The 25,835-nt window shown below is 49.3% G+C and carries 23 protein-coding genes, 11 tRNA genes and 1 rRNA gene; 15 read left to right on the top strand and 20 right to left on the bottom strand.

What is annotated here, in order from left to right; genetic code table 11:
- Positions 1–82: ribosomal RNA gene (locus ACFSB2_RS02110) — 16S ribosomal RNA — on the bottom strand; the annotation flags it as partial.
- 306 nt (positions 83–388) lie between these two features.
- Positions 389–586, bottom strand: coding sequence for a hypothetical protein (locus tag ACFSB2_RS02105; RefSeq protein WP_377940926.1), 198 nt, complete (start codon positions 584–586; stop codon positions 389–391).
- Between the two features lie 222 nt (positions 587–808).
- Between ACFSB2_RS02105 and ACFSB2_RS02100 the strand changes: the two genes are divergently transcribed.
- From ACFSB2_RS02100 to ACFSB2_RS02050, 11 genes are all read left to right on the top strand, one after another.
- Positions 809–893: transfer RNA gene (locus ACFSB2_RS02100), tRNA-Tyr, on the top strand.
- Positions 894–961: 68 nt separating this feature from the next.
- Positions 962–1,037: transfer RNA gene (locus ACFSB2_RS02095), tRNA-His, on the top strand.
- A 3-nt stretch (positions 1,038–1,040) separates the two neighbouring features.
- A tRNA-Gln gene (locus tag ACFSB2_RS02090) sits at positions 1,041–1,115 on the top strand.
- A gap of 2 nt (positions 1,116–1,117) precedes the next feature.
- Positions 1,118–1,194, top strand: a tRNA-Arg gene (locus ACFSB2_RS02085).
- Positions 1,195–1,201: 7 nt separating this feature from the next.
- A tRNA-Ala gene (locus ACFSB2_RS02080) sits at positions 1,202–1,277 on the top strand.
- Between the two features lie 3 nt (positions 1,278–1,280).
- Positions 1,281–1,355 (top strand) — tRNA-Asn (locus ACFSB2_RS02075).
- A gap of 6 nt (positions 1,356–1,361) precedes the next feature.
- Positions 1,362–1,436 (top strand) — tRNA-Glu (locus tag ACFSB2_RS02070).
- A 42-nt stretch (positions 1,437–1,478) separates the two neighbouring features.
- Positions 1,479–1,554, top strand: a tRNA-Val gene (locus ACFSB2_RS02065).
- Between the two features lie 3 nt (positions 1,555–1,557).
- Positions 1,558–1,633, top strand: a tRNA-Met gene (locus tag ACFSB2_RS02060).
- Between the two features lie 3 nt (positions 1,634–1,636).
- Positions 1,637–1,712: transfer RNA gene (locus ACFSB2_RS02055), tRNA-Phe, on the top strand.
- Between the two features lie 10 nt (positions 1,713–1,722).
- A tRNA-Met gene (locus ACFSB2_RS02050) sits at positions 1,723–1,799 on the top strand.
- A 594-nt stretch (positions 1,800–2,393) separates the two neighbouring features.
- On the opposite strand, the gene ACFSB2_RS02045 is transcribed toward ACFSB2_RS02050, so the two are convergent.
- The 6 genes from ACFSB2_RS02045 to ACFSB2_RS02020 all read right to left on the bottom strand — a co-directional run bounded on the left by ACFSB2_RS02045 (position 2,394) and on the right by ACFSB2_RS02020 (position 9,624).
- On the bottom strand, positions 2,394–2,546 hold the full coding sequence (locus ACFSB2_RS02045) for a hypothetical protein (protein WP_377940924.1): 153 nt from the start codon (positions 2,544–2,546) through the stop codon (positions 2,394–2,396).
- A 273-nt stretch (positions 2,547–2,819) separates the two neighbouring features.
- Positions 2,820–4,109 carry an alpha-L-fucosidase gene (locus ACFSB2_RS02040; protein ID WP_377940921.1) on the bottom strand — a complete coding sequence of 430 codons (1,290 nt, stop codon included), beginning with the start codon at positions 4,107–4,109 and terminating at the stop codon, positions 2,820–2,822.
- A 40-nt stretch (positions 4,110–4,149) separates the two neighbouring features.
- Positions 4,150–5,817 carry an extracellular solute-binding protein gene (locus ACFSB2_RS02035; protein WP_377940918.1) on the bottom strand — a complete coding sequence of 556 codons (1,668 nt, stop codon included), beginning with the start codon at positions 5,815–5,817 and terminating at the stop codon, positions 4,150–4,152.
- 177 nt (positions 5,818–5,994) lie between these two features.
- Positions 5,995–7,644: an extracellular solute-binding protein gene (locus ACFSB2_RS02030; protein WP_377940916.1), complete on the bottom strand. Its 1,650-nt coding sequence runs from the start codon at positions 7,642–7,644 to the stop codon at positions 5,995–5,997.
- A 98-nt stretch (positions 7,645–7,742) separates the two neighbouring features.
- Complete coding sequence (locus ACFSB2_RS02025; protein WP_377940914.1) at positions 7,743–8,645, bottom strand: carbohydrate ABC transporter permease; 903 nt, start codon at positions 8,643–8,645, stop codon at positions 7,743–7,745.
- Between the two features lie 16 nt (positions 8,646–8,661).
- Positions 8,662–9,624: an ABC transporter permease gene (locus tag ACFSB2_RS02020; RefSeq protein ID WP_377940931.1), complete on the bottom strand. Its 963-nt coding sequence runs from the start codon at positions 9,622–9,624 to the stop codon at positions 8,662–8,664.
- 701 nt (positions 9,625–10,325) lie between these two features.
- Between ACFSB2_RS02020 and ACFSB2_RS02015 the strand changes: the two genes are divergently transcribed.
- Positions 10,326–10,925: a YdcF family protein gene (locus tag ACFSB2_RS02015; protein ID WP_377940913.1), complete on the top strand. Its 600-nt coding sequence runs from the start codon at positions 10,326–10,328 to the stop codon at positions 10,923–10,925.
- Between the two features lie 172 nt (positions 10,926–11,097).
- On the opposite strand, the gene ACFSB2_RS02010 is transcribed toward ACFSB2_RS02015, so the two are convergent.
- The 4 genes from ACFSB2_RS02010 to ACFSB2_RS01995 form a co-directional block, all read right to left on the bottom strand.
- On the bottom strand, positions 11,098–11,697 hold the full coding sequence (locus ACFSB2_RS02010) for a hypothetical protein (protein ID WP_377940912.1): 600 nt from the start codon (positions 11,695–11,697) through the stop codon (positions 11,098–11,100).
- A gap of 215 nt (positions 11,698–11,912) precedes the next feature.
- Positions 11,913–13,601, bottom strand: coding sequence for an ABC1 kinase family protein (locus ACFSB2_RS02005; RefSeq protein WP_377940911.1), 1,689 nt, complete (start codon positions 13,599–13,601; stop codon positions 11,913–11,915).
- 49 nt (positions 13,602–13,650) lie between these two features.
- On the bottom strand, positions 13,651–14,007 hold the full coding sequence (locus tag ACFSB2_RS02000; RefSeq protein ID WP_377940909.1) for a phasin family protein: 357 nt from the start codon (positions 14,005–14,007) through the stop codon (positions 13,651–13,653).
- A 118-nt stretch (positions 14,008–14,125) separates the two neighbouring features.
- Positions 14,126–14,695: an MBL fold metallo-hydrolase gene (locus ACFSB2_RS01995; protein ID WP_377940908.1), complete on the bottom strand. Its 570-nt coding sequence runs from the start codon at positions 14,693–14,695 to the stop codon at positions 14,126–14,128.
- A gap of 121 nt (positions 14,696–14,816) precedes the next feature.
- Here ACFSB2_RS01995 and ACFSB2_RS01990 point away from each other — a divergent pair, with 121 nt between their 5' ends.
- Positions 14,817–16,280 (top strand): class I SAM-dependent methyltransferase, encoded by a 1,464-nt coding sequence (locus tag ACFSB2_RS01990; RefSeq protein WP_377940906.1) that lies wholly within the window; start codon positions 14,817–14,819, stop codon positions 16,278–16,280.
- Between the two features lie 85 nt (positions 16,281–16,365).
- On the opposite strand, the gene ACFSB2_RS01985 is transcribed toward ACFSB2_RS01990, so the two are convergent.
- The 3 genes from ACFSB2_RS01985 to ACFSB2_RS01975 form a co-directional block, all read right to left on the bottom strand.
- On the bottom strand, positions 16,366–17,094 hold the full coding sequence (locus ACFSB2_RS01985; protein WP_377940905.1) for a pseudouridine synthase: 729 nt from the start codon (positions 17,092–17,094) through the stop codon (positions 16,366–16,368).
- Positions 17,095–17,259: 165 nt separating this feature from the next.
- Positions 17,260–17,847 (bottom strand): ATP-dependent Clp protease proteolytic subunit, encoded by a 588-nt coding sequence (locus ACFSB2_RS01980; protein WP_377940904.1) that lies wholly within the window; start codon positions 17,845–17,847, stop codon positions 17,260–17,262.
- Between the two features lie 14 nt (positions 17,848–17,861).
- Positions 17,862–18,521: an RNA polymerase sigma factor gene (locus ACFSB2_RS01975; protein ID WP_377940903.1), complete on the bottom strand. Its 660-nt coding sequence runs from the start codon at positions 18,519–18,521 to the stop codon at positions 17,862–17,864.
- Between the two features lie 220 nt (positions 18,522–18,741).
- Between ACFSB2_RS01975 and rnz the strand changes: the two genes are divergently transcribed.
- The gene (gene rnz, locus ACFSB2_RS01970) at positions 18,742–19,677 is read left to right on the top strand and encodes a ribonuclease Z (protein WP_377940930.1); all 936 of its coding nucleotides are present in this window, start codon (positions 18,742–18,744) and stop codon (positions 19,675–19,677) included.
- Positions 19,678–19,809: 132 nt separating this feature from the next.
- Here the strand turns inward: rnz and ACFSB2_RS01965 are convergent, their stop codons facing one another.
- Both ACFSB2_RS01965 and ACFSB2_RS01960 read right to left on the bottom strand, forming a co-directional pair.
- The gene (locus ACFSB2_RS01965) at positions 19,810–20,796 is read right to left on the bottom strand and encodes an inorganic phosphate transporter (protein ID WP_377940902.1); all 987 of its coding nucleotides are present in this window, start codon (positions 20,794–20,796) and stop codon (positions 19,810–19,812) included.
- A 12-nt stretch (positions 20,797–20,808) separates the two neighbouring features.
- The gene (locus tag ACFSB2_RS01960) at positions 20,809–21,420 is read right to left on the bottom strand and encodes a DUF47 domain-containing protein (RefSeq protein WP_377940901.1); all 612 of its coding nucleotides are present in this window, start codon (positions 21,418–21,420) and stop codon (positions 20,809–20,811) included.
- Positions 21,421–21,840: 420 nt separating this feature from the next.
- On the opposite strand from ACFSB2_RS01960, the gene ACFSB2_RS01955 reads away from it, so the two are divergent.
- Positions 21,841–22,476 (top strand): DUF2306 domain-containing protein, encoded by a 636-nt coding sequence (locus ACFSB2_RS01955; protein ID WP_377940900.1) that lies wholly within the window; start codon positions 21,841–21,843, stop codon positions 22,474–22,476.
- A 978-nt stretch (positions 22,477–23,454) separates the two neighbouring features.
- Here the strand turns inward: ACFSB2_RS01955 and ACFSB2_RS01950 are convergent.
- The 3 genes from ACFSB2_RS01950 to ACFSB2_RS01940 form a co-directional block, all read right to left on the bottom strand.
- Positions 23,455–23,859 (bottom strand): hypothetical protein, encoded by a 405-nt coding sequence (locus tag ACFSB2_RS01950; protein WP_377940898.1) that lies wholly within the window; start codon positions 23,857–23,859, stop codon positions 23,455–23,457.
- Between the two features lie 345 nt (positions 23,860–24,204).
- Positions 24,205–24,864 (bottom strand): SGNH/GDSL hydrolase family protein, encoded by a 660-nt coding sequence (locus tag ACFSB2_RS01945; protein WP_377940896.1) that lies wholly within the window; start codon positions 24,862–24,864, stop codon positions 24,205–24,207.
- A 70-nt stretch (positions 24,865–24,934) separates the two neighbouring features.
- Entirely contained in the window at positions 24,935–25,834 is a 900-nt protein-coding gene (locus tag ACFSB2_RS01940; RefSeq protein WP_377940895.1) for an NAD-dependent epimerase/dehydratase family protein, read from the bottom strand.
- Position 25,835 lies beyond the last annotated feature (1 nt).

Genomic DNA, 25,835 nt, shown 5'->3' with positions numbered 1-25,835 from the left:
CTTCCGAAGAAGTCCGCTCGACTTGCATGTATTAGGCACGCCGCCAGCGTTCGTCCTGAGCCAGGATCAAACTCTCAACAAATGTTGTCTTGCTTTTCGTGGTTACCCACGTTGAATCGCTCAAGGCGTGGCTGTGTGTTTAGTTTTCAAGGTACCAATTTGAAGCCAAAACTGCTTGACTTCATGCCATGCATCAGACAAGCTAAACCCGAATGATGCTGGGCTTGTTTGCCGCCGCTGTCTTAGCGACGTTTGCTATCTTAGCACGCCTTTCAAATCCGAGTCAAGCATCTTTTTATCTTTTTTTATTTGTGCATCAAAACTACCGAGTTTTATCTATAATGTATAGCTCACTGATAGTGATTTCACGACTTATAGTATGAGGTTCTCACAACACCTTATTGTACAGATTTTCACTCTTGTTATTGCTGACCATCATGGCTTCAACACCAATTTGCAATATTAAAATGTCCTGTTCACTGTCGACTGCCTGCATGATTTTCAACATGAGATTCTGCACAGGGATTCCAATCACATAGTACAATGGCCCATGACCAAATGCACACCCTCCATCATGCAAGGACACGTCAATCACATTCGGATCGAACCAACAGCGTATTGTAGAGACTTTAAAAATGAACTGCGCATGGGGAAATAATGACCGTATATATAGGAAGTGATTTTTTAAATGTGGCTGTACAGAACAAAAAGTGAAAAAAATATCTGGATTGGTCTTGACTTCGCCAAATAGCCCGTGGTATCTTACTCAATGCGCGCTGCGAGTGTTTCGCGACGCTGCGAACGACACGGAGGGGTACCAAAGTGGCCAAATGGAGCGGACTGTAAATCCGTTGCGGAATGCTTCGTAGGTTCGAATCCTACCCCCTCCACCATCTGCAATTGTGCTTGTAGATTGCATAGTTAATGCAAATGTGGGCATGATGGGCAGATATACAATATGGTGAGTATGGCGAAGGGGTTAACGCACCGGATTGTGATTCCGGCATACGTGGGTTCAATTCCCACTACTCACCCCATATTGGGGAATAGCCAAGCGGTAAGGCAACGGTTTTTGGTACCGTCATGCGAAGGTTCGAATCCTTCTTCCCCAGCCATTGTGCCCTTAGCTCAGCTGGATAGAGCGTTTGACTACGAATCAAAAGGTCGGGAGTTCGAATCTCTCAGGGCACGCCAGTTTCGTGGGGGTATAGCTCAGCTGGGAGAGCACCTGCCTTGCAAGCAGGGGGTCATCGGTTCGAATCCGTTTACCTCCACCACTTTCCTCGATAGCTCAGCGGTAGAGCATCCGGCTGTTAACCGGAGGGTCGTAGGTTCGAATCCTACTCGGGGAGCCAGCGCACGGCCCCATGGTCAAGCGGTTAAGACACCGCCCTTTCACGGCGGTAACGCGGGTTCGAGTCCCGCTGGGGTCACCATTTGTGGACTTTGTACTAAACCACAATTACATATGATAACATGGACGTTTAGCTCAGTTGGGAGAGCATCTGCCTTACAAGCAGAGGGTCGGCGGTTCGAGCCCGTCAACGTCCACCACGCCGCGGGGTGGAGCAGTTGGCAGCTCGTCGGGCTCATAACCCGAAGGTCGCAGGTTCAAGTCCTGCCCCCGCAACCACAAGGCTCGGTAGCTCAGTCGGTAGAGCAGAGGACTGAAAATCCTCGTGTCGGCGGTTCGATTCCGTCCCGAGCCACCATTAAGGTCATGGCGGCGTAGCTCAGCTGGTTAGAGCACACGGTTCATACCCGTGGAGTCGGTGGTTCGAGTCCACTCGCCGCTACCATAATTGATTTGACAGGGTTTTGCGCTTTATGTGTACCGTGTGGTCGTTGCGAGACACGGTTCCACTCACCAGAAACCACTTGTTTCTTGAGACTATTCAAGAAGGAAGTGGTTTTTTTATTGATCAAATTTGCAATTAAAGATTGTTTTGTCTTCTGCGCCGCACTCGCCTTTTTAGCATGTTCCGCTCTCTCCCTAAGATCAATCATGTTCTTCTCTCCAAGTAGTGAGAAAATACGACTTACGTCTGCACCAGACAATGGCGGGCTTGGATATTCGTTCTTGAGCCTAATCAACTTTCTCTCCATAAACTCTGTCAACAGGATTCCGTATATCAAGTTCAATTCGGCGAGATCGCCGTAGTCAAGCCTCACCATTTGACGCAGATACCTCATGAATTACTCTATTTTCACTGTCGATCACTGATGGCCCATGTCTCTGTTTGTCCGATTTACGAGAACGATGCGCAAAGAAGAAACTTCTCAAACTTATAGGTAGAACCACCATCAGGAAATGGCCAGATTCGCCTTAAGAGTAACTCAATATCCAGATGGATTACCAAATACATCCTACCACACGCTCATACACATCTCGATCACAATGCCTGCCCCGAAACTAAAGCGCGCACCTCGTTGCCGCGCCATTCTCGATGTGCTGATTGATTGACGTTTGCACGATTCCAGCTGGTTACAAAATACACCACAGATGACGCGCGAAAAGGGAAAAGGGCAAATTCATCTGATCTCATGCCAGCTTTCCGCCACATTCGACATTGTGCTGTCCACCCGCGTCTTGCACAAATGACCTGTATGTATGTCGTTTGCCGTTCAACAAAACGGCACAGGAGGGATGCGCGTTTCTCATCCTACCCTGCGCCGCTATCCGTAAAGGGTTGTTGCTCCGGTCGCCCCTGCCCATCAGTAGTGTTGATTGGCGAGCATTCCCATCGACCACTTGCATGAATACGCAAAAAGCATATTTTGCGCTGCCCGATTGCTTGCCGCCTATACTTTAAGCGCTTTCACTTCAAGAACAACTCCACTACTGGCACCGCCACGTCAGGTCTCTGAATCGGCAGTTCCAAAATGACATTGCCCGCTTCTACGGAAGCGCCATGTGGAACATTCACGCTTTCCACAGCTTCCCCAAATTGAATTTCAGACGCGTCATTCAAAAATTGAGCGTACTTCACGCGGCCAGCCAACCCCGGCAATTGAATGTGCTTGAACGGCCATGAAAAAATGTGCAAATACAGGCGATCCCCCCGCTGTGTGTAGCGACAATCAGGCGGCGCGGTAAATTCGCTGTTTGTGGCGCCGTAGATGGAGCGCGAGTGTAGACGCATCCACTTCCCGATGCCGCGCAATGTCTCCAGTGCGCGCTCATCGATCTCACCACGGGCATTCGGCCCGACGTTGAGCAGCAGATTGCCGCCCTTTGACACCGTGTCAATCAGCATTTTTACGAGAAGATCAACTGATTTCCAATCGAGATTATCTCTATCGTATCCCCAACTGCCATTGAGCGTTTGACAAGCCTCCCAGATCACCGGTTTGCCGTCTTTGAGTATCAATCCGCTCGGTTGATACTGCTCTGGTGTACCCACGCCTCTGTCGAGATCGAGCCGGTCATTGATTAGGATGTTTGGCTGGAGCTCAAGCACCATTTTCTCCAACGCTGCAGATTGCCAGTCATCTGCCCCTTTGCCCTTGGACCAACCCCAATTTTCTCGCGCATAGGAGAAATCGAACCATAAATAATCCACTTTTCCGTAATTCGTCAACAGTTCTCTCACTTGACCATGCAGGTACGCCGCATATTTCTTGATATCCCGTTCAGCGGCTTGCCGCTTAAACGCTTCATCGTCGCGCTGAGGGTGAAGTCCATCCACAGGAAACTCCGGATGATGCCAATCAATGAGCGAGTGATAAAAGCCCACCTTCAGCCCTTGCTCGCGAAACGCATCGACCATGGGACGCAGCAAATCTTTTTGGACAGGCGTGTTCGTCGCCTTGTAATCGGTCAACTGTGAATCCCAGAGCGCAAATCCCTCGTGGTGTTTCGTCGTCACGACAAAATACTTCATACCCGCGTCTTTGGCAGCTTCGGCCCATACCTGCGGATTGTACAAATCGGGATCGAAATGCTCAAAGTATTGATTGTACTTATCTGGGTGAATGCGCTCCCGATTCATAACCCACTCATGCCGGGCTGCGGCTGAATATAAACCCCAGTGGATGAACAGCCCAAAGCGATCATTCAACAACCAACTGGGATCTCCATACTGCTCTGGCCATAGATAATCTGTCACATTGCTTCCCTCCTCAACATATGCGTGAATGCGATTCTTGTCACTTGAGTGATTCCAGGAATTTCACATCTTTTGGATCCGGTTGATATTGACTCGTGTCAAACGGTTTGCCCATTGCGCTTTGTGACATCTTGATGTACTGATCCAAGCCGAGGTTTTCGACACCTTGCACATATGTGTTCCAATCCTTATCAATGGATTTCGATCCGACAATGAATTCGCTCGTCCATTGGTTCACGAAATTATCGATGTTGGTTTGGTACATTGCGTACTGCTGGTTTTCCGCAGTGGGAATCCAGACATTCCCTGGGTATACTTCCGGCGGTTGATGACCTGCGTAATTTTTCTCAGTCTCCAACTGAAGCAGACTGCTGGTCAAGCCACTGGGCGAATATGGAGGAACTGCGACGCCACCGTTTCGCCAGATTTCGGATTGGTCGATGGGACCCATCTGATCCCAGCCTTCATTTTGCTGCGATCCGCCGTTGTAAAACTTGTTCCAGTCGGTGTTGAACAACGCTTGTTTTCCGTCTAGACCGAGCTGGCCCTTCTTCGCAGGAGTCCAGTATTTACCGCTCGGCCCGAAGTCTAGCATTTGTGTTCCTTCTGGTGTCCAGATGAAATTCAATAACTTCATCATCTGAATCTCTTCGGTCTTGGATGCCTTATTGGTAATGGCAAAAGACGCGCCACTTGGAACCGGTGAATAGAAGGTGGCATACTGCACACCATTCGGACCTTTCAACGGCGCCATGGTCGCCCAATTTTTAATAATGGATGGAACGCTGGTGACGGCGGCAAAATTCCCTTCAGGAACCATCGCCACCTTGTTTTGAGCGACCTCTCTGTCCACGATGCTCTCTTTTTGACTAAACGCCTGACGATCCAACAAGCCTTGGGTGTACAGACTGTGAATATACTCGAGCCCCTGCTTCCATTGATCTTGAATCGGCGCGAAGGTGATTTTCCCGTTATTCACGTCGAAATAATCTGACCCATCGTCGTAAATAAACGAGTTCATCAGAAATGTCGTCGGATTTCCGTTCCATCCATCTGTGTCACCTGTCAGTGGTGTAATGCCATGTTGTTTCAGGGCTTCGAGCGTTTGCGTAAATGCTTGCGTTGTCGTCGGCACCTGTAATCCATATTTCTTTAACAACGCGCTGTTAATCCAGAGCTTAGAGGACCACATGCAGTGAAAACAATAATTGTAGCCCGGGAGCGCATAAATATTTCCATCCGGTGCAGTCACATCTTGTTTCAACCCTGGATCAGTTTGTATGGCCTTTTCGAGATTGGGTGCATATTGTTTGATCAGATCATTCAAGGGAACCAAGATTCCTTGTTGTGAATACTTCAATACATCCGCATTGGAGAACGATCCACTCCAAAATACGTCTGGATAATCTCCGCTCGACAGGAGCAAAGACTGTTTTGTCGCCACGTCGCTGCTCGGAACTTGCACCCAATTAATTTTGATGTTGAATTTCTTCTCCACATATTTTGTAAACCAGTTGGTATTCAGATTGATGATGTCGCCGCCTGGAGAAGCGAACATCGAGACCGCAGTGACGCCGCCTGATGACGAATTCGACGATGTATTCGCTGGAGAGTTGGACGAGGGACTACTGCACGCAGTGACGCCAAAGACCAGAACTGCGGCCATCCCCGCTGAAGAGACAAATTTTTTAGAAGTTTTTCGTTTCAAAACACCTGACCTCCTCATATCGCTCCAAATACGTTCCCTTATCGCTCACCAGGCCCCCGGTATACGGGTCACATGGATGTATTTGATTCACAAGGTCGGCTTGGTGATGCATTTCTTGACTGTCCCACTCCTCACCCCCCTTCAAAAATGGCTTCATGTCTCACGCGCTGATTTCACTCATTGGAGAGACTCTAAAAATTGAATATCTTGTGGATCTGATTGAAACGAACTGGTATCGAACGGCTTTTTCATGGCATCCTGCGACATCTTGAGATACTGCGCCAAATCCAGATTGTTCAAACCTTGTACGTATGTGTTCCAGTCTTTGTCGATGGATTTGCTGCCGACAATAAACTCGCTCGTCCACTGTTTTACGTAGTTGTCAATATTGGTTTGATCCAATGCGTATTGTTGGTTTTCGGCGCTTGGAATCCAAACACCGTTGGGATACACCTCTTTTGGTTGATGCCCGGCGTAATTTTTCTCCGTCTCCAGTTGCAAAAGACTTTGTGTGATGCCGGTATAAGAGTACGGCGGAGCCGCGACATCGCCATCGCGCCATACCTCGTTTTGATACATCGGACCCATTTGGCTGTAACCCTCGTTTTGCGGCTTGGTCAATTTACCCCAATCTGTCTTAAAGAGCGCTTGTTTGCCGTTCAGCCCTTTTTGCCCCTTCTTGGCTTTCGTCCAGAGGTTCCCTTCCGGCCCAAAATCAAATACCTGGTTCCCCATCGGCGTCCAAATGAAGTTGAGTAGCTTCATCAACGCGATCTCCTGAGCTTTGGTCGCTTTGTTGGTGATTGCAAACGTAATACCACTTGGACCATTGCCGCTGAATGCCGCGTACTGAACGCCATCTGGTCCCTTCAAAGGAGGCACTGTCAGCCACTGTTTATAGTTGTTGCTTGTCGCTGTGTAGTTCACAAAGACCGCCGAATCCCCACCAGGCGCAGCGCCGACCTTCCCAGCGGCGACTTCACGCTGCAAAATACTCGTTTGCTGGCTGTATACCTGGTGATCCAATAAACCCTCTGCATACAAGTTGTGGATATACTCCAGACCTTGCTTCCATTGGGGTTGAACGGGCGCGAACGAAACTTTCCCGTTGTTCACATCGAAGTAATCTGTGCCGTCGTCATAGATGAATGCGTTCATCAAAAATGTCGTGGGGTCGGAATTCCAGCCATCTGTTGATCCGGATAACGGCGTGAGGCCGTGCTGTTTGAAAACCTGCAGCACGTGGGTGAATTCCTGCGTCGTCGTCGGCATTTGCAGACCGTATTTTTGCAACAGCGATGTGTTTATCCAAAGTTTATTGGACCAATCGCAGTGGAAACAGTAATTGACACCAGGCAGACCATAGATGTTGCCATCTGGCGCCGTCACGTCCTGCTTTAGGCCGGGAAACGTCTGAATGCCTTTCCAAACATTCGGCGCATATTGTTTGATCAAACTGTTTAAGGGCACAAGAATTCTTTCCTGTGAATACTTCAGGACATCTGAATTGGAGAAAGAACCGCTCCAAAAGACATCTGGATAGTCGCCACTCGATAAAAGCAATGACTGTTTCGTCGCCACATCACTGCTGGGCACCTGTACCCAATTGATTTGAATGTTAAACTTTTTTTGGATATATTTCGTAAACCAATTCGTCTGCAAATTCATACCTTCTGATGGAGAAGCAAAGAAGGAAATGGTGTTTGAAGCGGACGAACCGGAAGAATTGGATGTATTGCCCTGATTGCTGCTGCAGCCAGTGACACCGATTCCTAGAATGGCAATTGCGGTAGATAAGGACAGCTTCTTTACATGCAGCGACTTCAAGTTCATTTCCCCCTATTTATCTTTGATTTCCAGCAAATTAACGGTTTAAATGGACGAGCATGCAATTCAAATGCTGGCGCGACGGCCCACCGGGATCGCTACTCTTTCACCGACCCAATCATCACGCCTTTTACGAAATATTTTTGTGCCAGCGGGTACATCAACAATACAGGCACACTCGCAACGACAATCAGGGAGTACTGCAGCAATGTCTTCATATCCTGAAACAACTTTAACTGCTCCGGCGAAAGATTCATCGACGACATCGAAACATTGTTCAGAATCAAAATCTCGCGCAAAACCAGTTGCAGAGGATAAAGACTCTGCGAATTCAAAAAAATCAGGGCATTAAAATACGAGTTCCACTGTCCCACTACAGACCAGAGCACCAAAACAGCGATGATGGGCTTTGATAGCGGTAACACAATCCTCACTAAGAAATTGATATCACTACAACCATCTAGTTCCGCCGCCTCATATAGATCCTCCGGAATCGTGGATTGGAAAAAACTTTTGGCCACAATGACAGAAAACACACTCAAAGCGCCCGGAATGATCATAGACAGACGCGTATTCAGCAATCCCAATGATTTGACCAACAAGTAGAACGGAATCAGACCGCCGCTGAACATCATGGAAAAAAGCAATGCCCACGTAAAAAATTTACGGCCGTAAAAATCCTTTTTCGACAGTGGGTAAGCCATCATGATTGTCAACACGACGCTTAAAATAGAACCACAGACCGTGTAGATGATCGAATTGAGATAACCCGTCCAAACCTCCGGGTAGCGAAAGACGCCCATATATCCATCTAAAGTCGGCTGTACTGGCCACAGCCAAACCTTCCCTGCAATGACGGCAGAAGCAGAGCTAAATGATGAACTAAATACATAGATGAGCGGATAGGCAACGATGATCATAATGACGCTCAGGAAAACGTATATCGCAACCAGAAAAACCCGATCCCCCATGGATTCCCGTACAGCGGTAGATGCGCTCATGCTGATTTCTCTCCTTTCAAAACAGACTTGTCTCAGAGACTTTTCTGGCCACAAAATTGACAATCAGGATGAGAATGAAACCAACCGCCGAATTCAGCAAGCCAACCGCAGCGGAAAAGCTGAAATTTGCATCGACCAACCCCATTTTGTAAGTGTAGGTAGAGATGATTTCTGAGGCGCTGAGGTTCAGCGAATTCTGCAACAGAAAAGCCTTTTCAAATCCAACGCCCAAAATGCCGCCAACGGAGAGAATGAACAGGATGATGATGGTCGGCCGTATCGCAGGCAGATCTACGTGCCATATTTTCTGCAATCGTGACGCACCGTCGATCTTCGCCGCTTCATACAGTTCCGGATTCACGTTCGCCAATGCTGCCAAGTAAATCACAGCGCCATAACCAGTTTCTTGCCAGACACCAGACCAGACATACAGTGAGGGAAAAGCTTTAGAGCTTCCCAAGATGTTAGGGACATTGTGAATCCCAAGCACTTGAGCGATTTGACCCAAAAGGCCTGCGGAGGGAGATAGGATGATCTCCATGATGCCAACCATGACTACAGTAGAAATAAAATACGGAGCATACGTAAACATCTGCACAACGCGCTTAAAACGTTCATGCTTGACTTCGTTTAGGGAAAGCGCCAGGATGAGCGCTGTCGGCGTTCCGACGAGCAAGGAATAAATACTGATGGTCAGCGTATTGCGAATCACTGGCCAAAAATATGGAGAGTGATAGAAAAAAGAGAATTCCTGCATGCCAATCCACGGACTGCGCCAGATCCCCTGGACTGGATTGTAGTTGCGAAAAGCAATCTGGACACCGACCATAGGCACGTAATTGAATACCACCAGAAAAGTGAACGGTAACACAATTACCAAATACAATTGCCAGTGTCGCCTGATTTTTTTGATGACTTGACGAGTCCCCACTTTAGAAACCTTTTTTACCTGTGTTTCCGTAGCATGTACGATCACCATATCACCACCAATGATATCTTTGAGAATCGAGGACAAAAGCCACATCCACAAAAAGCATGGTCTGTAAAACACCGAATTGCATGGTCTTCAACTCACCTATTTGCGTCATGGAACAGATTCATCCAGTCACCTCCTCACAGAAAGCACACGGGAAGAACAAAGGTAAACGTTTTCATTTGGTGTGAATTTAAACTGACGAGCATTTTGACTCCGTTCATTCAACGGCTGACTATTTGTCTAAAATTCCGCCCCCCTCATCTACATAAGGGTTCTTGACCTTATTCATTTCATTCAAGCGGAAAAGCAATACCACATTCTCCTAATGTACAAAGCAAAATTCGCATTAAAAACAGGTTAACAATAACACATTAATGATTTGCTGACAACCACCTTCTTGATACATATCTTCCCTCTGTATACCTGAAGCGCTTGCCCCCTAATATATTTCCTTGCCAGCGAATTCAGGACTACACTTAATATCGATGGTAATCTAAAATGGCAAAAAAATTCTAGAAACCGTCGTCACAATGTGAATGTACACAAACGTCCACATCAACGTGATCGCCAACCACACGGCTCCCCAAACAGGGCGCCTTGTCTTGAATAGATATACGGCCAATGTGAGTGTGGTACTGTGGCCGTGTTGCTGCGCATCGCGACGGCATAGGGTGATGGAGAATCCAACCGCAGGAGGGACAACCGTGCTCATCTCCAATATTGAACCTGAAAAGTTGTCACGAGCGCAAATCACAAAGCTCATATTCGATGGTATTTGTGACGACGGTCAAAACGGAGACTGTATCTTCGTTTTCGGGGGTGGGCGTACAGAGCGGGTTGAAAAGGCCGTTGAACTGCATCAATCCAAGCGGGCGCCACTGATATGCATGACAGGAGGAAGTCGTTACGGCCAGACCATCCCTGCAGAGGCCATCACCATGCGCAAGTGGGCGATTGAACAAGGCATCCCCGCATCAGACATTCTTGTCGAAACAGAATCAAACCACACGACAGAAAATGTACTTTGCTCGCTATTGGTGTTGGATCGCGCCGTTGGCCTGAATCACATCCGTCGTCTGCTCGTTGTCAGTTCCCCCTCACACATGCGACGTTGTTGGTTAACGCTGCAAACCTACATGCCCCATTGGATCGAATATACGTTGTGTCCAGCGGATGGTCCTTATGAGAGAAGAGACAACTGGTGGACCACAGAGCGCGGAAAGAGATGGGTATGGAAAGAAGTGACGTCACTCGTCAAATACGTGCGGGCTGGTCATATCATCGACGCAGAGGTTTTGCTTTGAACAGCGGATAAATGAGGGGGAGCTTGGCATTCCCTAAGATCACGAAAAGACGGCTTTCGCCGTCTTTTCGCTTATAGGTTACCGATGCTCCGACTTGACGAAAAAATTTTCGTTTTGTTGGCACATCAACTCCTATGAAAGTATTATCCCCTGCACTTTGCAGGTTATGCATCTAAATTGAATCGTCAATCTCATGCCCCAAGCCGTATTTCTCCAACATGCGACTGACGATGACGTAATCTACGTCGATGGACTTAAAGAAACGAATGGCATCTTGAAAAGCCGCTTTGCGCGATACGGTTCCATGCGCATAATTGTCGGCAGCAGCCATCGTTTCCAAAGACAGCGCTTTTGCCAGTGCTGCCCGCTCGCGAATCACTTCAAACTGTTCCGTTGCCGCCGGGCGAATACACAGATCAATGATTAAATTTTCACGTGGAATGCCTGCCTCGTCGAACCAACCGAGCATATGATGCAAGCATGCCGCCCAGTCCATTTCAGCGGTTCTATCATAGGGAACAACCACTGTCCTATGGCGGTGGAGGTGATGTTTGCAGGCCATAAAACGGTCCTTGTCCAACCAAATGGAATTGAGGACCACTTGATCCGACATCTGAAGACAAGTCAGCAAAACGTCAATGTCATATGTCTCAACCCAGACTTCCGACTGGATTTGCGCTGGACGCAAGCACTCTTTTTGCCGCAGTCCGACAGAAATCGGGTGGTCATACACGCGATTGGCAGAATATCTGGCCCAATCAATTCTCTTCACAGCCCATCCACTCCAATCCCGACTGAAATGCGCAGCGTATTTGATCCCAACACCAAGGGATCTTCCTTATGTATTCACCTGTGGGACAAGCATTTGGCCGTCCGAAGGAGGGGGTGTTCGATGGGTTTTCTTGTCCCACAGGCTTGCTTTATCTTAGTGACATCGCGCGTAAATCGTCACCGACGCGTGTCCCCCGGCTCCAAGCGGATTTTTCACTAACGGTGAGAACGCCAAATCGAAATGATGAGCAGACACAATAAGATGAGGCCGACGATTGTCCCGATATCCGTCATTGGGAACGCCCACAGCCTCGAGGGGGTTTTGGCCAACGCCGAAGCGATCATGAGACCTGCCATGAAGATGCTAAAGGACAACAGTAAAATACTCAGAGACAAGCGGTTGCTCATACGAATCAATTGCCGAATCAGCGGTTTTGCCTCTGACATTTCCAACTGTACTTTTATCCGGCCGCGTGATACCCCATCCATCATCGCACGCAGTTGTTTGGGCAAATCGCTCAAGAAATCAAATAGTTCAAGCGCTCCACGCAAAGTGGATTTCCGAAGATTTTTGGGGCTGATGCGCTCTTTTAAAAGCATTCGACCAAATGGCTCGGCAATGTTGAGAATGCGAAAAGAGGGATCCAGCGCCTCCACCACCCCTTCGATGGTGATCAAAGTCTTGCCGACCAATGCCAGATCACTGGGAATCTTGATCTGATGTCGGTAGGCGACCGCAAATAGATCGCTGGTCGCTTCACCGAGGCTGATTTGCTGAAATGGCATGTCGTAATACTTTTCGCGCAACCCTTCGACATCTCGGCGCAATTTGTTGTCGTCAATGTCTGGCGGCACCACGCTCATGCGATACAGCGTGCGAATGATGGCATCGGCATCCCCGCGCATCAGCCCAACGATAAGACTTGCCAGGAATCGCTTCATGTCGGATGTCAAACGGCCAACCATGCCAAAATCCATGAACAACAAACTATGATCTGGTAATACAGCTAGATTCCCAGGGTGTGGATCCGCATGATAAAAACCATGGACAAGCATTTCCGTGAACATGGCATTGGCTGCTCTTTCCGCGATGAGATGCGCATCATATCCTGCTTCTTCGAGCAGTTTCAGGTTTGTCAGCTTGATGCCCCGCACGTACTCCATCGTCAATACTTTGGTCGTGGTCCAGTCCCAATTCACTTCTGGCACTTTCACGTGTTGGTCTTCAGCATGAATGGACCGCAATTTGTCAGCATTGTGACCCTCAATTGTGTAATTGAGTTCATTCATCAACGTATAGCGAAATTCTTCCACCACATCGCTCAACGAATAGTGTTTTGCCCAACTGAAGTGACGCTCGGCCATTCGAGCGAGATCCATCAGAATGTCCAAGTCGATTTCAATTTTCTTGACAATGTCCGGCCGCTGCACTTTGACAGCCACTTCTTGACCGCCAAGCAGTTCCGCGCGATGAACTTGCCCAATCGACGCCGAACCAACCGGCACTTCGTCAAATACGCTGAATATCTCGGCAAGCGGCTGGCCCAGTTCTGTTTCCACGATGCTCTGCACAGCGGAAAACGGAACAGGCGGCACTTCATCTTGCAGACGCGCAAGTTCATCCAGCAATTCACTTGGAAATACGTCAGCACGTAAACTGGCGACTTGACCTAACTTAATAAAGGTCGGTCCCAACTGCTCTATCACCAGACGAATTCGCTCCGCTGTCGTCAATGTCTGGCGCTCTTGCTTCCGCGAAAACAGACGCCTCGGAATGTCGATCACGTCACTGAGACCGATTTCATCGATGAACCAGCCAAATCCGTTTGCGACCAGAATTTGCGCGATGTCCTTATAACGGGACAAATGGCGCACGCGTTTACCCAAAATCTGTCGTCCGACCATGCCCATCCCCTCTGCTCCATCGCGACGGATCTAAATACCTGCCACGGATTTAATGTGTAGGGCCTTCTTCCTGTGTTTCCGTCAAACGCGCTTCGAGCGCTTCGACGCGCGCATTGAGCTGTATCATCAACTCACGTATCGAGACCAGTTCAGCTTGAAGCGCGTCGTGATTTTCACGAATACCGATGCGCTCCATACTTTTTTTCACCTGCTCTTGCACCATCTGCTGCAAATCCGTTCTGCTCTGTTCACCGCGCTCCAGAAGCGCTTGAATCAACTGGCGGGTTTGCACAGGTGTCAATTTTCGTTCTTCCGCCCATTGTTTCGCCGTCTCCGTGATCTTGTCACGACTGAATGACATCAGCCCCACGCCGAGATCCACCATCTTCCGAAGTGTGTCTTCCATGAAGAACCCCCCAAAGCTTAACGGTTTCCTATAGTTTAACATGTGTTATCGTCCCTGCATCATCGCTTCCCACAGGTTGCCCCTGCGGACGGGTGTTCCATGCGCTGGACACACCCAATCAAACGATAGCTTGCCCACATCTTGCAATGATCTTTTCAAGCTGACTTTGTCGGCTGTCAAAAAGCTGGGCGCTGGTTTGATCTTCCCTTTGCTGGTCATGACCAAATCGCCGGTAAAACAGGATATCTCCGTAGCGGAATGAAACATGCCCTGGCGTGTGGCCGGGCGTGGGAATCATTTCAACGGAACCAACGTGTTGCCCAGGTTCATACGTGGCGTCGACCTCCGGTTTTTCCGCTTTGACCACTGCACCAATCAGTCGGCGCAATCCCTTGTGTTTTTTTGTGCCGTGAATATAGGGCAAATCATCTTGCGGCGCCCATACCTTCGCCCCAGATGCACGCTGCAACGATTTGGCGTTGCCGATATGGTCCACATCCGAATGGGTCAACAAAATGTGCGCGATATCGTTCAACGACACACCCAATTTAGCCAGTTCGGCTTCAATTTTCTCGTGTTTGCCGGGATTCCCCGTATCGATGAGCAACGGCTCATTTCTATCGAGCACAAGGTAGACAAAGCTCCCTTTGGTGGACTCCAGTAAATGAACCCCTTTTTGAATTTCCACTGCAACATCTCCTTTTCGCCCTCTGATCACACCATTGTATATACACGCCATGTTTTGATCTTTCCAAATCAAAAAACGCAAAGTAAAATCTACTCAGTCCCGCTGTAGGAGGCTCGAAGCCGTGTACGATTTGGAAGATTTACACGATGTGATACAAGAGCTGTGCAACTCATCTCTCGTCATCAGCCCCTGGTTGGCTTACGTGGGTGGCAAAGTGCGTTTTGACAGCTATATATTCGATCTCCTCGACTGGGGCGCGCGCGATTTTGCAGCAGCGAATTGGCGGCGCGAATATGTCGCACGTGTGTTCAATCGCCTGCCTGTCCCATCCCGCCTGCCCAAAACGGCGATTTATGAGACAGCCGCCTCAACCGCCGTCTACTTGTCGTATGAACAGACTGGTCAGGCGGCGGTGACGGAAAGATATGCGAAAGACGCCCTTCATCTCACAGAAAACTTTGTTCTCCAGCACGGTTTTGACTTTTTTGTAGGCGCCTATACGCTACTGACCCTGTTCGAAAACTATTCCGCCATACACTATTACGGGAGTATAAAAGAAACAGACTTCTTGTCCGGCAAGCTACATCGGCCTTGGATTGATTATGCGCTGGATGATGAACTCATTTTATCATGTACGGCTGGTACAACCGAATTGTTTATCGATGACAACGAGCGATATGTTCGTTTGACCGGCATGGGGAGCACGCGGCGGCAGCAATATGAACTGCTTTTACAGGAAACCGGTTATTTGCGCAAACGGAACCAGTCCTTGCGCATTTCTCATTTCAGCGAATTAGAAGATTACAACAAAGTCGTCTCTACCATCGCGCCCAACTTGCTGAATTTGCGATTTCGCTTCCTCGATTTTTGCAAGATACAACCGGGCAGTCGCGTACTTGAACTCGGGTGCGGCGACGGCGCGTTTACGTTTGATGGCGGTTTGGCGGACGCAGTTGGCCCCGCCGGTGACGTCATCGCGACAGATCCGGCCCATAAGATGATCGACAGAGCCATCGCCAAGCGTGATGAACTGCAAAAAGATTGGGTTGAGTTTGTTCAGACCAAAGCAGAGGCGCTGCCATTTGAGGATGCCTCATTTGACGCGGTGGTGGGGATGATTTTTCTTCATCTCACGGAAATCCCCGAGGCGGTGAAAGAGATCCGGCGCGTGCTGAAACCAGGCGGTTTTTTTTGTTCCGTTCATCCACTTCGTTTTCCGATGAACAACCCCTTTATCAAGCAGTGGTTTGAACCATTTGGCAAACTGTTCAAAAGCTCACCGAAAGAGACGCTGTTGCCCAACGAAGACACAGTCCCTCAAGTAGTTGCCGAATATTTTTCAAATATCCAAGTCGTCCAGGAAATGGAGACGAACGTCTATGCCGATCCCGATATTGTCGTTCCCTTTTTCGTAGAGAGCGTCGGGCTGTTTGACGAACAAATGACAAGCATCCCGTGGGCGGAACGCACAAAGCTCATTCACGACCTCAAAGTCACTGGTGAGCAGATCTGCCGTACACACACACGGGCGCAACTGACGGTCGATTATCCCATCCAAATGATGAACGCAACCGCTCAAATGTAAAAAACACGGTCAAAGGACGAAAAACGACTCGCTCATGACAACAGATACCTGGGAAACATCGCGCAGGATGCTATCCGCTTTATGTTTACGCTGGATTGATACGTTGCAGCGCGTTGCATTCTTGCTCCGTCAAAGGGCGATACTCCCCAGGCTGCAGTGCCTCGTCCAGCACCAGTGGCCCCATTTGCAGCCGTTTGAGAAAAGTCACTGGTTTGCCCAGCATATCGAACATCCGTTTAATTTGATGAAACTTTCCCTCATAAATGGTAATACGGGCACTTGAGGTGAGATCCGCTTCGATAATCTCCAGCATAGCAGGCATCGACTGATATCCGTCCTCTAGCACAATCCCCTTTTCCATCGCATCGACATCCTGTTGCGTCAAGGTCCCCGTCACTTCTACGTAATAGATTTTGGCCACGTGCTTCTTGGGCGCCAGCAATTGATGTGTCAATTGGCCATCATTGGTCAACAACAACAGCCCCTCGGCGTCCTTATCCAGGCGGCCGACCGGAAATACGGCAAAATGCGCATCTTGCGGAGCAAGCAAATCCGTCACGACCGGATCACGCACGTCCTCCGTCGCACTCAAGACGCCTTGTGGCTTGTACATCATAAAATAAGCATGCGCTTGATACTCAAGCGCTTCCCCATCAAATTCAACGGTGTCCACGCCTGGTGTGACGTGTGCGCCTGGATCACGCGCTACTTCCCCATTGACCATGACACGCTGGGCGCGGATGGCCTTTTTCACCTCTGTCCGCGTGCCAACGCCTGTATGCGCCAGCCATTTATCCAAACGCATCGCTTTCATATTTTCTCCTCCCACAAACACAACAACTCCTTGCTGAATACCAGTAGTATATCAGCATCACAATCAAAAACGCCCACCTCACAAATGCGTGAGATGGGCGGAGCCGACAATATTCGCTTCACGATGGCAAGAAAACCTTTGGCGACGCACACGGCAATGGACGGTTTACGATGCCCTCGCGTCCAAAACGTGATCGATCAAACCGTATTTTTCCGCCTCCGCGGCTGTCAAAAAGTGATCTCTATCGGCGTCCAAAGCGATCTGTTTGACATCTTTGCCCGAATGTCTCGCCAGCGTATCATAAATTTTGTCGCGCAATCCCAACATGCGCCGGGTGTGAATCTCGATATCTGACGCCTGCCCTTGTGAACCGCCGTGCGGCTGGTGAATCATCACTTCACTGTGCGGCAGCGCAAATCGCTTTCCCGCTGCGCCGGCACAAAGCAGCACAGAGCCAAAACTGGCGGCCATGCCGAGACAAATCGTCGAAACGTCCGGTTTGATATGTTGCATCGTGTCATAAATCGCAAATCCCGCTGTCACTTCGCCGCCGGGGCAATTGATGTACATGTGGATGTCCTTGTCGGCATCGTCCGCTGCGAGGAACAACAGTTGCGCCACAATGGTATTGGCCATATTCGCTTCAATTTCAGACCCCACCATCACAATTCGATCCTTCAGCAGACGTGAATAAATATCGTACGACCGTTCACCACGCGTAGACTGTTCAATCACATACGGCACCAGCGCCATGATACATCCCTCCATTATCCAGCGAGTGCCAATGGTGAAGTGGATGTCCCTTGCGCCAAGGTGTGATGCCGCCGTCGATACCAGTTGAGCACCTGACGGACTTCACCTGTGCGAATGGCGGTCTCCCACATCTGGAGCAACGCGGGGCTGACCATGTCTGCGTCGTGATGAAGATCCGGCGATGCGGCGGCCAACTTGGCGCGGGCGCGATGCAAGGCAATCTTTACACTGCCCGTGGTTTTGCCCAAGCCCAACGCCGTCTCCTCGGTCGTAAACCGGAAGATCTCACGCAGCATCCAGACGGTTTGCTCCAAATCTGGCAGTGTCGCCAGGATGTAGGCGAGCGCGTCACGGACTTCGAGCGGATCGACCTGACACGTGTCAGCCATGGCTTCTTGCATGATGGCCTCCTGGTGCAGCGCCTTGATGGCCTGATGCCTCGCTTTGTCCCGCACGACGTTTTGGGCGATGCGCCGCACGTACCCCGCCGGATTGGGGTGTGCCCGCTTGCCCGTCAACACGGGTAGCGCGCGCAAGATGGCCTCTTGCACCACATCATCCGCATCATATTCCCGACAACCTAACTTAGAGACATATGCGCGCAACTCGCTCGGCAAAAGTCGCCAATCGCAATTCGCCGCTTTGCGCGTGCCCAGATGTGAGTGGGTTTCCATCCTCTTGTCACCTCTTTGTTTTGGCCTCTACATGCAATAACGTTTTTCCCTCACGAAAGGATACGTCGTTTGCATCCTGCGCACGGTAACCGATACATGGATGAGAAATACGAAACCAAACGCGATAATATGAGCGTACCAATCCATGGCGCCAGTGAGCAACGCTGAAATTTTTCAAGAGGTTGTCACTCCGCGACACACGAGAAGGGAATCATCGACATTGGAACTGTATTTCTTGGGAACCGGCGCAGGGATGCCTGCAAAAGGGCGAAATGTCACAGCCATTGCGATTCGCCTTGAGCAGGAACGAGGGGCGTTTTGGCTAGTGGATTGCGGTGAAGGGACACAGCATCAAGTGCTCTCTTCCCCACTGCGCCTTGGCAAGCTGGAGAAGGTATTCATTACGCACCTGCATGGGGATCACCTGTTTGGCCTGCCTGGCCTTTTGGGCAGTAGATCTTTTCAAGCCGGTGAAACGCCCGTCACCATCTACGGGCCGAAAGGGCTCCGCGCATTTGTGCAAACCGCGCTGGATGTCAGCCAGACGCATTTGGCATATCCGCTGAGCATCGTCGAGATACAGCCAGGTGTGGTGTTTGAAGACGACCAATTCAAGGTTTCATGCCGCCCGCTCACACACGGGGTGACCTCTTATGGATACCGGTTTGAAGAGAAACCCGCTTTGGGTCATCTCGACGGACGGAGACTTGCAGAGGAAGGCGTGCCCAAAGGCCCACTGTATGGCCGTTTGAAGGCTGGAGAAGACATTCAGTTGCCTGATGGACGCGTATTGCGCAGCACAGATTATCTGACTGCACCGACGCCTGGACGCACAATTGCCATCCTCGGTGACACCAAGCCCTGCGCGGCCATTGACAGTTTGGCTCATTGCGCAGATTTGCTGGTGCACGAGGCGACATACGCAGCGGAGGACGCAGATAAGGCCCATCAACACAATCATTCCACTGCAACAGACGCTGCACAAGCAGCTAGCAAAGCAGGCGTCAAGCAGTTAGTGTTGACACACATCAGCGCCAGATATGAGGAAACGGACATCGCAGCCATGCTGGCCAAGACACAAGCGATATTCCCAGCGACGTGTGTGGCAAACGATCATTGGCAGATTCAGATTCCACGCAACGCGCCGCTAACCTAAGGAACTGCCGAGTGTTATGAAAGAGATTCGTCGCGTGCAGCCACCATCGCAAAAAACCGGTCCAAAAGCGCGCCTCACACGCTTCTGAACCGGTTTTTGTAACGGGGCAATCAGCAAATCCCGCAATTGCACTCAAAACAACAAAAACAGGCGAACGAGCAACACCGCCAAGATGCCGCTGATGGGGATGGTAATGACCCATGCGATGACGATACGACCGGCCACGCCCCAGTGCACCTGATTAAACCGTTTGGCAGCGCCTGTGCCCATCACGGCCGACGAAATGACGTGCGTGGAACTGACAGGCAATTTGAGTAACGTAAAGGTAAAGATGATGGCTGAACTGGTCAAATCGGACGCAAACCCATTGATGGGTTCAATTTTGATGATTTTCGATCCGACCGTCTTAATGATGCGCCAGCCACCCGTGGCCGTCCCGGCCCCCATTGCAACGGCGCACAACAGTTTTACCCAAAAAGGAATGTTCATTGTGCTTTGAAATCCACCCGCAATGAGCGCAAACGTAATGATGCCCATCGTCTTTTGCGCATCATTCGTCCCGTGCATGAACGCCTGAACCGCAGCGGAAGCAATCTGCAGGGATCGAAATGGACGATTGACCCGGTGGGGTGAAAAGGAGCCGAACAGCAGACGAAAGATCCACATGATAATATAACCGAGCAAAAGCGCCACAATCGGCGAAATCACCAGTGCTTCAATAATGGATATAAAGCCCTTGTAATGAATGGCATGGAAACCGACCGCGCCAACGACTGCACCGGATAAACCGCCGATGAGCGCGTGCGACGACGAACTGGGGATACCCATCATCCAAGTGAACAGGTTCCAGACAATCGCGGCGATGATGGCAGCCAAAACGACCAACATACCGTGTTGAATGGTGAGCGGATCCGCAATACTGCCGCCGATGGTTTTGGCAACGCCAGTAAACGTCAACGCCCCAATAAGGTTCATGCCCCCGGCCATAAAAACAGCGACCCGCGGCGACAACGCCCGCGTCGAAACGCTTGTCGCAATGGCATTGGATGTATCGTGAAATCCATTTGTAAAGTCAAAGCACAGTGCCAAGAGCACAATTAAAACAATGAGGATGACCATACATTCCCTCGCTCACGCATTTTTCAGAATCACCGACTCCAAGGCGTCGGCCACATCTTCACAGCGGTCTGTCACATTCTCAAGAATTTCGTAGATCTCTTTATGCTTGATGACTTCCAAGGCGTCTGTGTATTCGGCAAACAACGTCCGCAGTGCGGCGTGCAACAGTTGATCTCCGTGCTTCTCCAATATGTTCAACTTCTTGATATGATCCCGAATCTGAATCAGCTTCCGGTCGTGCAGTTTGTGAATTGCAAGTGTGATCTCCGCTGCACTTTCGCGAATGTCTTTAGCAAACTCCAATATGGTCCGGGTTACGCTCTCAATGCCATACAAGCTAAACCGAACAGAACAAGCGTGGATGCCATCGATGATGTCGTCCATCGTCACGGCCAGTTCGACAAAATCCTCCCGTTCGAGCGGCGTGATGTAGGTGTTGTTCAACAGCGTGATCAACCGGCCAATGAGCTCGTCCCCTTTTTCCTCGTAGGTCTTCATCTCTGTGGCGAGTGAGCCAAAGTCCGTGTGCTCTGTCAATTCCTTTTCAAACGTCTCGGTTGCTTGTTGAATATTTTCTGCAATTTCTACAAGAAACTCAAAAAGCTGGTTACTCCGTTTCGACACAATGGTCCCTCCATATGAGCGGAATCATACAAAAAGTACCCTACAATCGTAAAATCTTTATTAAGGAATTGTTAAGGAATTGTAAAGACGCGAATTTTGACGAAAAAACTTCAAAATCCGTTCTCTAATATTCGCGCAGTCTATTTCCATTTGTAGAGGCAGCATACAGCGGACCTAATCGTCAAAAAAGGATCTCTACAAGTACAAGACGCATCGCGTCTGGCGTTCTACGTATACATTCCGCGATAAATCAACTTCTCATACATCATGTTTATCGCGCCTCCTTTGTTGGGCGGGATCTCTCATGCGGCGAACGTCACCTTGATTGGGCGCTGCACACACGATACCCTAATAGAGTTAGCTCCTTAGCGCGCTGCGCCAGGCGCTTGCATGTGGTTTAAAGAAAAAGGGGTATTTCCAATGCAGAAGTGGTTTATAGGCGCATTTGGGTTGCTAGCGCTGATATGGGTGGTCTATGTCAACCGAACGACCTTTTTCGTGGACGTGCATGCCACCAAAATTCTCGAACATAAAGTTTTGCCTGTGCATTTTCACAAACAAATTTGGCTTATGGTGTTGCGCTTGCACGTCGTGTCCGCGTCTGCAGCGATGCTCACGGGCATTCTCGGTTTTACAAAGCGCATTTTCCGCCAGGGCAGCCTTTGGCATCGCGTCAACGGCCGCGTTTATATCCTCGCTTCCCTGTTTGGCGCACTGACCGCTGGCTATCTTGCACCACGGGCGACAGGCGGTTTATTGGCCAGTACTGCGTTTAACCTCATGGAAGCCATTTGGGTAGTCGCCACCATCGCCGCATTTATCTTCATCCGCAAAAAGCAGGTTTTACGGCATCGCGCATGGATGATACGCAGCTACGCAATGACCTTGTTCAACACGTCGCTGCACTTGTGGCTGTTCTGTGCGCACACTTTGATAGGCATCGCATATGACACAGCGTACGTGCTGTCTTTGTGGATGGCCGTCCTGGTCAATTTGGCGATGGCCGAGTGGATTGCTAGGCGGACTTATCGACTGGCGGTGAGGGAGCGGCGATGATGCTATATGTTGCATCAAAAACATCGGATGTTCGGCGGAATTCCCCTGAGTTCATTGATACTGTTGTGCGTGTCTCTTTGCACACTCTTAAAACAAATTTTGAAACTCTAACTAAAAATATAGACATCAAAGACATCTGAGAAAGAGATTCAAAGCCCCCTTTCTCAACAGCCTGACGGTATACTTGTGTTTCTTTCGTTCCTGTTTTAAGCATTAGAGAATGATCATGTATGCAGTCACTCTGCTTTGTTATGGTATCCAATCTTAACAACGCGACAGTGTTGTACTTTACTTGTTCATTTGTTTCGGTTTGGCGAGTTGTAATGAGGTACCTCAAAGTTCTTGTTAATAGTGATTTTGTGTGTTAATCCTATGAACATTGTGTATTTAATTGTAACTCCCATATTTCCTTGGTCAAAGTTAGGAGCCCACATCCATGCATCTTCGACTTGTATCGCACGTATTTCGTGATTTTTAGCGAGTAAATCAGTCACATTAGTTCGAAAAATACCTGCAGAGTGTAACGGAGTACCGAGATCAGGAGCCCAAAATTTATGATCAGAGCTTGTTACTTTGGAAAGAGGAAGTTGGATCATAGTCTTTAATTCAGCCTGTGTTAATAATGGTAACATTTCTTTTGTTAGTCTATCATCTGTAGATGATAAATATAATCTATAAGCGGAATATAGCAATCCTGATAAGATTACTATAATAATAGCAATCAGTACAATTGTTTTTGTGGATATGATTTTCAGATGAGCGCCACCTTATCGGAGGCCAGGGGCAAAAGTAACTGCCCCTGAAACCTCTGTTGTTTCTTAATTGTAGTCCATTTGCCATGAACACGGGTCAGCCTGCATTCCCCAATTATAACCTCCACCATCATATTCATTATCAACGTCATAAATGTAACTAACGGTTGCAGTGTTACTCTTTGCAGAACCGTGAAAGTCTCCTATTTCCCAGCCGCCACTGATATTATCTCCAGGTACCTGGAGATTCATTATTATTCCCTGGCAAAAACCAAGATGCCTCACCACTCCCACAGGGATTTTGGTATGTTTGTTTGCCAGGGGAAGCGTTTACAGTTTCCGTATTTTGAGGACTGTAGGATAATGTTGCATTTACAGGTGTGTAAGGCACGTTGTAACTTAAATCGGCGGTAAAATTGACTGTCCCACCATGTTGAAATTCACCGCCAACCCATTGTTGATTAACTCCACCAGGGGAACTTGCCGTAAACTTTACCCCAGCTCCCTGGCCCTTAGCACCAATTTCATCTCCTGACATAGTGTTTTTCAGATCCGTTCCATTACTTTCACTCCAGTCTGTGCTGTACACTGAAAGTGTACCCGTTGGATCCCCACCATCATTTGCCGCCATATGATTAGGCCTTTTTGAAAGAGTGATCATCTATTTGTCAGTGACATCACATGGTCCAGTGACACAATTGACAACCGTACTCAGTTTGTCTCCGCCGTAATTTTGGAATATTTCTACCGCGATGTTCTGGATTGTTGCCGGTATTATGGCTCTTGGTATTATGGCTCTTGGTATTATGGCTCTTGGTATTATGGCTCTTGGTATTATGTTATTACTGATAAAGCTAATAATAGGTGTAACTCCAAATAGCGTGTTTCTAAAAGTACATATCTGACGTTTGACAAGCGATTCAAACGCCAGATATGTTCGATTTTGATTGTTAAAGAGGACGCTTTCAAACGCCCTCTATGCCTGATGCGCCCAATCGAATTCAATGTGTCGCAAAAATGCCCGCGCGATGATGCCGTGCCCCGTGAGATTGGGATGAACCCTGTCACCGGACAACGAAGAGGTGTACAGATGTTTCATCACGTTATCAAAATCCGCCTGCACATCAACAAAGTCGACCTTCGCCTCGCCAGCCACCTGTTGCATCAACGCCCGATATTCATCGGTCATTTTGCGCATAGGGTCAGTTTGGTTCGTCTCCAAATAGAACGGACTTAACAGGAACAAGCGCTTGACCTGCGCTTTTGTAGAAGAAACCAGTTCCAAAAGCGTATCGTGATATGTGGTTGCGTCGACATGCGACTCCATCACCATCGGTTGATCAAAATGCCGCCAAACATCGTTGATGCCAATCATGATGGTCAGATAATCCGGCTGCAATGCGATGACGTCCGTTTGCCACCGGGCTTTTAAATCCCGCACTGTGTTGCCGCCAACCCCCATATTGACCACGCGAACGCCCTGTTCTGGATACACCCCGCGCAAAGCTGCATCAACCAGTGAGACGTAACCGTTTCCAAGCCCGCCAAACGGGGACTCGCCCACTGGCCAGTTCCGGCCACAATCCGTAATTGAATCACCAATCATCAAAAGTTTGCTGCCTGCTTCCAAGTTCATGAACAATGCACCTCCACTGGTGGCTGATAACCTGATTTTCAAAATCCAAATTTCCCAATCGCCACAGATCTCAATGATCGCGCTTTGGCGCGCCCATCACCTCTGCAACCATCTGCGGCAACCTGTCCGTCCAATCCGGAAACGAGAAGCCGATGCGACGCGCCAAATCATTTTTCACCTTTAACGTCACAGGAAACGCGTAAGGTGAAAAAAGCGCGTCTTCATCTGGATTCTCGGCCACATGAAACAAAGGCGTTTTGCCGACAAGCGACCCAATTTGCCGACAGAGGGACTGTGTGCTGTAAAAACCATCGTTGGCTGCATTGATAGGACCGACAAAATCGCTTTCGACGCCGAGAAAATACAGCAAATCCGCAACATCCCAAGCGGTTACATAACTGATGGGATGTTCCTCAGCCAAGACGCCTATCGACGTTCCTTCAGCCACATGCTGGACGTGAAAGGCAAAGCGCCCCGTATAGTCGTCATCCCCTGACACCACCATGGCCACCCGCGCGGCCACCACCGGAAATGGCGCATGCTGAAACAAGTAGGCTTCCGCCTGACGCTTGCCTTCGCCGTAATCGTACGCTTTTGCGTCGAGATCGACCGTGTGCGTAAATGGATCAAAATCCGCTTCTGTCGTCAGCGCTTCTTTGCCCTCATAGACCGCCATGGTCGAAGTGAAAATGTAGCGTTTGACACGCCCGGCAAACGCCGCAACAGCGCCTTTTGCGTGTTGCGGCGTGAACCCGACCTGATCAAACACCACGTCATACGACTGTTCGGCAAACGCGGCCAGCATCGCCGCGTCATCTGCCCTGTCGACACGGACACGCTTGACGGCGTCGCCAAAGTCATCCGCTGTGTTGCCGCGTGACGCAATCGTCACAGCATGACCGTGCTGTAATAATTTGTGAACCAGACGCCGTCCGAAAAAACGCGTGCCCCCGATGACGAGTATGTTCAAT

The sequence above is a fragment of the Alicyclobacillus fodiniaquatilis genome (assembly GCF_042678105.1).
GTDB lineage: Bacteria > Bacillota > Bacilli > Alicyclobacillales > Alicyclobacillaceae > Alicyclobacillus > Alicyclobacillus fodiniaquatilis.
The sequence above is the reverse complement of the archived record's forward strand: the minus strand, read 5'-3'. Positions and strand labels throughout refer to the sequence as shown.